We start from the raw sequence: 7962 nt of genomic DNA, 5'->3' as shown, positions 1-7962 counted from the left end.
AATAAGTGGCTTGAGCCAGGTGAGGGAAAAATGTCTACTCTGTATAAAAAGAACTTCTTAAAATTACTCGATTTTACCCCTGCAGAAATCACCACGCTGCTGCAACTCGCGGCAAAACTAAAAGCGGATAAAAAAAGCGGCACGGAGTCGCCGAACCTGACCGGTAAAAACATCGCGCTCATCTTCGAAAAAGACTCGACCCGCACCCGATGCTCTTTCGAAGTTGCCGCTTACGATCAGGGCGCTCGCGTCACTTATCTTGGATCCAGCGGCAGCCAGATTGGCCATAAAGAGTCGATTAAAGACACCGCGCGCGTGCTGGGCCGCATGTATGACGGCATTCAGTATCGCGGCTACGGCCAGGAAGTGGTCGAAACGCTGGCCGAGTACTCCGGCGTGCCGGTGTGGAACGGCTTGACCGACGAATTCCACCCGACCCAGCTACTGGCTGACCTGCTGACCATGCAGGAGCACCTGCCGGGCAAAGCATTCAACGAAATGACGTTGGTCTATGCCGGAGACGCGCGCAACAACATGGGTAACTCCATGCTGGAAGCCGCAGCGTTAACCGGACTGGATCTGCGCCTTGTCGCGCCAAAAGCGTGCTGGCCGGAAGAGAGCCTGGTGGCCGAGTGTAAAGCGCTGGCGCAGAAAAACGGCGGCAACGTGACGCTGACGGAAGATATCGCCGCAGGCGTAAAAGGGGCCGATTTTATCTATACCGACGTGTGGGTCTCGATGGGCGAAGCCAAAGAGAAGTGGGCGGAACGTATTGCGCTGCTGCGCGACTATCAGGTGAATAGCGCTATGATGAAACTGACCGGCAACCCGCAGGTCAAATTCCTGCACTGCCTGCCTGCATTCCATGATGACCAGACGACGCTGGGTAAGAAAATGGCCGCTGAGTACGGTATGCACGGTGGGATGGAGGTGACCGACGAGGTCTTTGAATCACCAGCCAGCATCGTGTTTGATCAAGCTGAAAACCGCATGCACACTATCAAAGCCGTGATGGTGGCGACGCTGAGCCAATAAGCGGGCTACGCCCTGGCCTGACGGTCAGGGCGTGACTTCTCAGGCAACCAGCAGTTTCACCACCAGCTTACGCACTTTCGCCGGCGTGCCGACAGCGCACAGCGGTTTATGTACTTCACCCGGGTAAAACACCACGAAGTCACCTTCGCTCATCACCACCATTTTTTCCTGCACGCCTTCCGGCAGGAAAGCGATGTCTTTGTCGGCCAGCCAGTCGGTGTCCGGTTTGCCCGCAGGCTGGGTGCTGAACGCCATCCCTTCCTGACCACTCAGCACCACCTGGATATCCAGGTAACGCGCGTGATACTCGGCGCGACGCTCGGCAAATGGCTCGGTCATGTTTTCTGAAACCATATAAAACAGACGGTTGCCGTCAATGTCGTATTTCCCTTCCGGGGTTTCCGCGGTAACGTTAGCCTTAATGTAGGCAATCGCCTGACGCAGTTCTTCCGGCAGCCAGGACTGCACGTTGTGAATATTGCCAATAATCATGATGACTCCACAAATAAAACGATGTTTCAATTTTTAGTTGTTATACGTAAATTCGCGATACCATACCAGCACTTTTTACCCTGTTATTGCGGTCCTGCCGGTTTAGCGCACAGTTTGTGCCAGGCGAGTGGCGCTAAGAATTTAAATGCATAAAAAGCGAATACTCATTCTATGAGAATCGTTTTCGTTGATTAAAATGTGAATTCAGCGCTTGATCCCTTACCAAAGCTGCGTATAATGCCAGCCGTTTTGCCGGGAGGAATTATGGTTCAGTGTGTACGACATCGCGTCTTACCGCGTCTGAAAAAAGACGCTGGCCTGCCGTTTTTCCTTTCCGTTGCATCCGTATTCGTAAAGCCCCTTATTTAAGGGGCTTTTTTTTGCGCCGTCGTCAGGAGATAAACATGGCTAATCCGCTGTATCAAAAACACATCATTTCCATAAACGATCTCAGCCGCGAAGACCTTGAGCTGGTTTTGGCGACCGCCGCTAAACTGAAAGCCAATCCGCAGCCTGAGCTGCTGAAGCACAAGGTCATTGCCAGCTGTTTCTTCGAAGCCTCGACGCGTACCCGCCTCTCGTTTGAAACCTCCATGCATCGCCTGGGCGCCAGCGTGGTGGGTTTTTCCGACAGCGCCAACACCTCGCTCGGCAAAAAAGGCGAAACCCTGGCTGACACCATCTCCGTCATCAGCACCTACGTCGACGCCATCGTGATGCGTCACCCGCAGGAAGGCGCGGCGCGTCTGGCGACCGAATTCTCCGGCGGTATTCCGGTACTCAACGCCGGTGACGGCGCAAACCAGCACCCGACGCAAACGCTACTGGATCTGTTCACCATTCAGGAAACCCAGGGCCGTCTCGAAAATCTCAACATCGCGATGGTTGGTGACCTGAAGTATGGCCGTACCGTGCACTCGCTGACCCAGGCGCTGGCGAAATTTAACGGTAACCGCTTCTACTTCATCGCCCCGGACGCGCTGGCGATGCCGCAGTACATCCTCGATATGCTCGACGAGAAAGGTATCGCCTGGAGCTTGCATAGCGCGATTGAAGAGGTGATGGCCGAGGTCGACATTCTCTACATGACCCGCGTGCAGAAAGAGCGCCTCGACCCGTCCGAATACGCCAACGTGAAAGCGCAGTTTGTCCTGCGCGCCGCAGACCTGGTCGGCGCACGCGACAATATGAAAGTGCTGCACCCGCTGCCGCGCATTGACGAGATCACTACCGATGTCGATAAGACGCCGCACGCCTGGTACTTCCAGCAGGCCGGCAACGGCATCTTCGCCCGCCAGGCGTTACTGGCACTGGTACTGAATAGCGAACTGGCTCTGTAAGAGGGAATGACGATGACACACGACAACAAATTGCAGGTAGAAGCCATCAAACGTGGCACCGTGATCGACCACATCCCGGCACAGGTCGGTTTTAAACTGCTGACGCTGTTCAAGCTGACCGAAACTGACCAGCGCATCACCATCGGTCTGAACCTGCCGTCCGGTGAAATGGGCCGCAAAGATCTGATTAAAATTGAGAATACCTTCCTCACTGATGAGCAGGTTAACCAACTGTCGCTGTACGCCCCACAGGCTACCGTGAACCGTATCGACAACTATGAAGTGGTGGGCAAATCGCGTCCGAGCCTGCCGGATCGTATTGAGAGCGTGCTGGTGTGCCCAAACAGCAACTGCATCAGCCACGCTGAGCCGGTTTCCTCCAGCTTTGCAGTGAAAAAACGCGCCGATGACGTTGCACTCAAATGCAAATACTGTGAAAAAGAGTTTTCCCATTATGTGGTGCTGGCCAACTAATTGCGGTTGGTATTGGAATTAGGCGTCCCTATAATGGCTACGACCTAATTACTGCAGTTCATCTGGAGATATCATGAGCAAAACTATTGCGACGGAAAATGCACCGGCAGCTATCGGCCCATACGTTCAGGGCGTTGACCTGGGCAGCATGATCATCACTTCCGGTCAGATCCCGGTTGACCCGAAAACCGGCAGCGTGCCGGAAGACGTGTCCGCACAGGCGCGTCAGTCGCTGGAAAACGTCAAAGCGATCGTTGAGGCCGCGGGCCTGAAAGTGGGCGATATCGTAAAAACGACCGTTTTCGTAAAAGATCTCAACGATTTCGCGACCGTTAACGCCACTTACGAAGCGTTCTTCACCGAGCACAATGCCACCTTCCCGGCGCGTTCCTGCGTTGAAGTGGCGCGTCTGCCGAAAGACGTGAAGATTGAAATCGAAGCGATTGCCGTTCGTCGCTAATTTCGATGCAGTATGAAGAAAGGCAGCCAATGGCTGCCTTTTTTGATGTTATACGCGGGATTACTGCCAGCCATAGCGGCGGCTAAAGAACCCTTTCACCATCTGCGTCAGCGTCATATAACCCACCAGAATCGCCACCAGCCACGGGAAGTAGCTCAGCGGTAATGCTTCTAATTGCAGATAGCTTGCCAGCGGTGAGAACGGCAGCGCGATACCGACCGCCATCACCAGCAGCGTCATCGCGAACAGCGGCCAGGCGGCGCGGCTTTGCACGAATGGAATGCGGCGGGTACGAATCATATGCACAATCAATGTCTGCGACAGCAGCCCTTCAATAAACCAGCCGGACTGGAACAGCGTCTGCATTTCCGGGGTATTGGCCTTAAATACCCACCACATCAGGCAGAAGGTCAGAATATCGAAGATAGAGCTAATCGGCCCGAAGAACACCATAAAGCGCCCCAGATCCGCCGGATTCCAGCGCTGCGGTTTACGAATCTGCTCATCGTCAACGTTATCGAACGGCAGCGCCACCTGGGATACATCGTACAGCAGGTTCTGAATCAGTAAGTGTAACGGCAGCATCGGCAGGAACGGCAGGAAGGCGCTGGCCACCAGCACGCTGAAGACGTTACCGAAGTTCGAGCTGGCGGTCATCTTGATGTATTTGAGCATGTTCGAGAAGGTACGACGCCCTTCGATCACGCCCTCCTCCAGCACCATCAGGCTCTTTTCCAACAGAATAATATCAGCCGCTTCACGAGCAATATCCACCGCGCCGTCCACGGAAATACCGATGTCCGCCGCGCGCAGCGCCGGGGCATCGTTGATGCCGTCACCCATAAAGCCCACCACGTGCCCTTCGCGTTTCAGCAAGGTCACAATGCGTTCTTTGTGCATCGGCGTCAGACGGGCAAACAGCGTAGTGCGCGCCGCAAGCTGCGCCAGTTCGTCATCGCTGAGGTGCTCAATATCGCTACCGATAATCACTTCGCCCGCGTCCAACCCAACTTCGTGGCACACTTTTGCCGCCACCAGCTCACTGTCGCCGGTGAGAATTTTTACCGTAATGCCGCTGGCCTTCAGCGCTTTCAGCGCCGGCGCGGTGGTCTCTTTCGGCGGATCGAGGAAGGCGATATAGCCTTCGAGGATCAGGTCAGACTCATCAATGCGCTGGTAGTCGCCTTCACGGGACGGCAGGTATTTGCTCGCCACGGCGACCACACGCAGCCCCTGACGGTTCAGGGTGTCGGTCACGCGCTTAATGCGGCGCAGCATGGTCTCATCCAGCGGCACGATTTCGCCGTTGTGATACACCTGGGTACAAACGTTGAGAATCTCCTGCAACGCGCCTTTGCAAATCAGCTTGTGCACGTCCGGCTTTTCACTCACCACCACCGACATGCGGCGGCGTTCGAAATCAAACGGGATCTCATCGATTTTCTGCCAGTCGGTCGAGAGCTGGCGCGCCACCGCCTCATCGACGCCTTCGAGCACCGCGGTATCCAGCAGATTCTTCAGCCCGGTCTGGTAATGGCTGTTCAGCCACGCGGTTTGCAGCACGCGCTCGCTCACCTTGCCGGAGACATCGGTATGGTTCTCCAGCACGATTTTATCCTGCGTCAGGGTGCCCGTTTTATCCGTGCAGAGAATGTCCATCGCGCCAAAGTTCTGAATGGCGTCGAGGTGCTTGACGATAACCTTCTGTTTTGACAGCTTCACCGCGCCACGTGCCAGCGTCGAGGTGACGATCATCGGCAGCATTTCTGGCGTCAGGCCAACGGCTACGGAGAGGGCAAACAGCGCCGCTTCCCACCAGTCGCCTTTGGTGTAGCCGTTAATCACCAGCACAATCGGCGCCATCACCAGCATAAAGCGGATCAGCAACATGCTGACGCGGCTGATACCCTTCTGGAAGGCGTTCGGCTCGCTCTCCTGCTCGCTCACACGCCCGGCCAGTTGCCCGAACCAGGTGTTGGCGCCAGTGGCAATCACCATCGCCTGCGCGGTGCCGCTGACCACGTTGGTGCCCATAAAGCACAGGGTGTCGCACTCAAGCGGGTTGGTTTGCTGCGGCTCGCGGGTCTGCGCCACTTTCTCAACCGGCAAGGATTCTCCGGTCAGCGATGCCTGGGCCACAAACAGGTCACGCGCCTGAATCACGCGCAGATCCGCCGGGATCATATCCCCGGCGGCAAGCTTGATAATATCGCCCGGCACCAGTTGGTCGATAGGCAGTTCCACCCAGTTGCTCTCGCCCTTGTCATTGATGACGCGCAGCACCGTCGCGGTGTTGCTCACCATCGCTTTCAGGGTATCCGCCGCTTTGGTCGAACGGGCTTCCTGGACAAAGTTCAGCAGCGTAGAAATACCCACCATCAGCACAATCACTACCGCGGCGAACAGGTCTTCCGTGGCGTAGGAGACGGCGGCCAGCACGGTCAGCAGAATGTTGAACGGGTTACGGTAGCAGAGCCACAGATGCACCCACCACGGCTGCGGCTGCTGAGCCGGCAGCTGGTTTTCACCGTGAGTGGCGCGCGCCTGCTCGACTTCAGCCGCGTTCAGCCCTTCCGGGTGCGTGTTAAAGGTGTGCCACAGTTCCTGCTCATTGAGCCGGGCCATTTTCAGGCAGTGCTCGCTGAGCGAGGATGGAATCGGCGTATGGGCGACGCTTTGCTGAGTCGGCATCGGATCGCGCTGTACCAGACGGCGCGGAAGGTGGCGGCCAAGCTGTGCGAACAGCTGCCGGGTTAAATTTTTCAGCATACAAAATCCCCCTGCAGTCGCCGGACGCGACCGCAGTCAGGCCTACGGGCACAGCTAATCTGTACCGCACAGGCACTTAATTTTTATCTTGCAGGGACATGATTAAGGAATGTCACTGCCTCACATCATCGGCAAGGCAGCGCAAAACTGACTTACCGGAACGTTACTCTCCAGCGCGAGAGAGGTGTGGGATCGGGATCCATAAAGCCTCCGGTAAGGTTGATAGTAGAAAACGCCGCGCATTATACGCAGAAAATCATAAGTTTTGTGGCTATTAGGGCGATATAATAACGGCAGGTAATTCAACGGCACGTCAACCATCGGGTCTGACGGTAAAATATTCACGTGGGGCAACTATATGCAAAATCGGCTGACCATCAAAGACATCGCTCGCCTGAGCGGTGTTGGCAAATCAACCGTCTCCCGCGTGCTGAATAACGAAAGTGGCGTCAGCGAACGCACCCGCGAGCGCGTGGAAGCGGTGATGTTCCAGCACGGCTTCTCCCCTTCTCGCTCCGCGCGCGCCATGCGCGGGCAAAGCGATAAAGTGGTCGCCATTATCGTCACTCGCCTGGATTCGCTGTCGGAAAATCTGGCGGTGCAAACCATGCTGCCCGCCTTCTACGAACAGGGCTACGACCCCATCATGATGGAAAGCCAGTTCTCGCCCGAAAAGGTCGTAGAACATCTGGCGATGCTCAAGCGCCGCAATATCGATGGCGTGATCCTGTTTGGGTTTACCGGCGTCACCGAAGAGACGCTGGCCAACTGGCAGCCCTCTCTGGTGCTGATGGCCCGCGATGCCAGCGGTTTCTCCTCAGTTTGCTATGACGATCACGGCGCCATCACACTGCTGATGCAGCGCCTGTATGAACGCGGCCACCGCCATATCAGCTTCCTCGGGGTACCACCGAGCGATGTCACCACCGGACAGCGCCGTCATGATGCCTATCAGACCTTTTGCCAGCGCCATCAGCTCACGCCGATGGCCGCGCTACCGGGCCTGGCGATGAAACAGGGCTACGACTTCGCACGTGAGGTCATTGCCCCCGAGACCACTGCGCTCATTTGCGCCACCGATACCCTGGCGCTGGGCGTCAGCAAATATTTCCAGGAACAGCGCATCGAGAGCGTCCAGCTAGCGAGCGTCGGCAACACCCCGCTGACCAAGTTCCTGCATCCAGAAATTATCACCGTCGATCCCGGCTATGCCGAGGCCGGACGCCGCGCCGCAGAACAACTGATCGCCCTGATCGGCGGTAAGCGCGAACCGCAGCAGATAGTGATCCCCGCCCTCCTCGCCTAAGCGTAAAGTCTGCTTTAATGTGATCTTTGCTGCGTTTCGGGAACGTTCCCATTTTCCCAAATGCGTAAACCCGCTACGCTTATATT

The 7962-nt window shown here is 56.2% G+C and carries 9 protein-coding genes; 6 read left to right on the top strand and 3 right to left on the bottom strand.

The features are described 5' to 3' along the window. Window positions 1-30 precede the first annotated feature (30 nt). On the top strand, window positions 31-1035 hold the full coding sequence (gene argF, locus NNN71_RS05525) for an ornithine carbamoyltransferase (RefSeq protein WP_065358336.1): 1005 nt from the start codon (window positions 31-33) through the stop codon (window positions 1033-1035). 39 nt (window positions 1036-1074) lie between these two features. Here argF and NNN71_RS05520 read toward each other — a convergent pair whose 3' ends face one another. Continuing rightward, a complete protein-coding gene (locus NNN71_RS05520) occupies window positions 1075-1527 on the bottom strand; it encodes a YhcH/YjgK/YiaL family protein (RefSeq protein ID WP_163445792.1) in 453 nt (150 codons plus the stop codon). A 264-nt stretch (window positions 1528-1791) separates the two neighbouring features. Between NNN71_RS05520 and NNN71_RS05515 the strand changes: the two genes are divergently transcribed. From NNN71_RS05515 to ridA, 4 genes are all read left to right on the top strand, one after another. After that, window positions 1792-1896, top strand: coding sequence for a pyrBI operon leader peptide (locus NNN71_RS05515; protein ID WP_191091012.1), 105 nt, complete (start codon window positions 1792-1794; stop codon window positions 1894-1896). 35 nt (window positions 1897-1931) lie between these two features. Then, window positions 1932-2867, top strand: coding sequence for an aspartate carbamoyltransferase (gene pyrB, locus NNN71_RS05510; RefSeq protein ID WP_163445794.1), 936 nt, complete (start codon window positions 1932-1934; stop codon window positions 2865-2867). A 12-nt stretch (window positions 2868-2879) separates the two neighbouring features. After that, window positions 2880-3341 (top strand): aspartate carbamoyltransferase regulatory subunit, encoded by a 462-nt coding sequence (gene pyrI / locus NNN71_RS05505; RefSeq protein ID WP_163445795.1) that lies wholly within the window; start codon window positions 2880-2882, stop codon window positions 3339-3341. Between the two features lie 73 nt (window positions 3342-3414). Next, on the top strand, window positions 3415-3801 hold the full coding sequence (gene ridA, locus NNN71_RS05500) for a 2-iminobutanoate/2-iminopropanoate deaminase (protein WP_000047541.1): 387 nt from the start codon (window positions 3415-3417) through the stop codon (window positions 3799-3801). A gap of 60 nt (window positions 3802-3861) precedes the next feature. On the opposite strand, the gene mgtA is transcribed toward ridA, so the two are convergent. Both mgtA and mgtL read right to left on the bottom strand, forming a co-directional pair. Further along, on the bottom strand, window positions 3862-6570 hold the full coding sequence (mgtA, locus tag NNN71_RS05495; protein WP_271458039.1) for a magnesium-translocating P-type ATPase: 2709 nt from the start codon (window positions 6568-6570) through the stop codon (window positions 3862-3864). A 152-nt stretch (window positions 6571-6722) separates the two neighbouring features. Continuing rightward, window positions 6723-6773 carry a mgtA regulatory leader peptide MgtL gene (gene mgtL / locus NNN71_RS25230; protein ID WP_122983162.1) on the bottom strand — a complete coding sequence of 17 codons (51 nt, stop codon included), beginning with the start codon at window positions 6771-6773 and terminating at the stop codon, window positions 6723-6725. A 155-nt stretch (window positions 6774-6928) separates the two neighbouring features. On the opposite strand from mgtL, the gene treR reads away from it, so the two are divergent. After that, complete coding sequence (treR, locus tag NNN71_RS05490) at window positions 6929-7876, top strand: trehalose operon repressor TreR (RefSeq protein WP_271458038.1); 948 nt, start codon at window positions 6929-6931, stop codon at window positions 7874-7876. Window positions 7877-7962: the final 86 nt, after the last annotated feature.

The organism is Kluyvera sp. Awk 3, assembly GCF_028069715.1.
GTDB classification, from domain to species: domain Bacteria; phylum Pseudomonadota; class Gammaproteobacteria; order Enterobacterales; family Enterobacteriaceae; genus Kluyvera; species Kluyvera georgiana_A.
The sequence above is the reverse complement of the archived record's forward strand: the minus strand, read 5'-3'. Positions and strand labels throughout refer to the sequence as shown.

What these genes read in the sequence shown, in the direction of transcription:
- ridA (WP_000047541.1), top strand. Translation starts at nt 3,415, where the DNA reads ATGAGCAAAACTATTGCGACGGAAAATGCACCGGCAGCTATCGGCCCA.
- NNN71_RS05515 (WP_191091012.1), top strand. Translation starts at nt 1,792, where the DNA reads ATGGTTCAGTGTGTACGACATCGCGTCTTACCGCGTCTGAAAAAAGAC.
- pyrI (WP_163445795.1), top strand. Translation starts at nt 2,880, where the DNA reads ATGACACACGACAACAAATTGCAGGTAGAAGCCATCAAACGTGGCACC.
- NNN71_RS05520 (WP_163445792.1), bottom strand. Translation starts at nt 1,527, where the DNA reads ATGATTATTGGCAATATTCACAACGTGCAGTCCTGGCTGCCGGAAGAA.
- mgtA (WP_271458039.1), bottom strand. Translation starts at nt 6,570, where the DNA reads ATGCTGAAAAATTTAACCCGGCAGCTGTTCGCACAGCTTGGCCGCCAC.
- pyrB (WP_163445794.1), top strand. Translation starts at nt 1,932, where the DNA reads ATGGCTAATCCGCTGTATCAAAAACACATCATTTCCATAAACGATCTC.
- treR (WP_271458038.1), top strand. Translation starts at nt 6,929, where the DNA reads ATGCAAAATCGGCTGACCATCAAAGACATCGCTCGCCTGAGCGGTGTT.
- argF (WP_065358336.1), top strand. Translation starts at nt 31, where the DNA reads ATGTCTACTCTGTATAAAAAGAACTTCTTAAAATTACTCGATTTTACC.